The organism is Microtetraspora sp. AC03309, from assembly GCF_020826795.1.
Lineage (GTDB): Bacteria > Actinomycetota > Actinomycetes > Streptosporangiales > Streptosporangiaceae > Microtetraspora > Microtetraspora glauca.
The window spans coordinates 1-441 of the sequence record NZ_JADDIL010000526.1 but is presented as its reverse complement, the minus strand read 5'-3'; the positions used below and the strand labels follow the sequence as shown (position 1 = coordinate 441).

At 63.7% G+C, this 441-nt stretch carries 1 protein-coding gene; it reads right to left on the bottom strand.

Annotation, left to right across the window (positions count from 1 at the left end):
- Positions 1–408, bottom strand: a 408-nt coding sequence (locus IMZ11_RS44190; protein WP_228649736.1) for an MlaD family protein, incomplete at its 3' end; no start/stop codon positions are given.
- Positions 409–441 lie beyond the last annotated feature (33 nt).

Sequence of the window (441 nt, the reverse complement as noted above, 5' to 3'; positions counted from 1 at the left end):
GACGTCGATCGGAGTCGAAGTCGAAACTCGTTGCGGGCTCGGATGTTCCGGTGAGGTGAAGGCCACGTACTTGTTGCCGAACACCGTGGTCGCCTGGATCGAGGTCTGCACGTTCGCCGGCAGCAGGTCCAGATACTGCGGATCGATGTCCAGCCGCACCCGTGCCCGTACCGGATCACTGTTGTCGGTGGCCACCGCGGCCACCCGTCCGATCGGGACGCCGTTGTAGGTCACTTTCGAACCCGGATCAAGGACCAGGCCGGCCCGGGACGCCAGAAGGGTCAGCGGTGCCTTGGGTTCGAAAGCGCCCTGAAACTGCGCGACGATCAACCCCAGTAGCAGCGCGAGGATCGCCAGAAACACGGCACCAGCCAAGCGGTACGGCGGATTTCGGTGATCGGCAGACATTTTGCGAGACTCTATGGCATGGCCGCGCGAGGC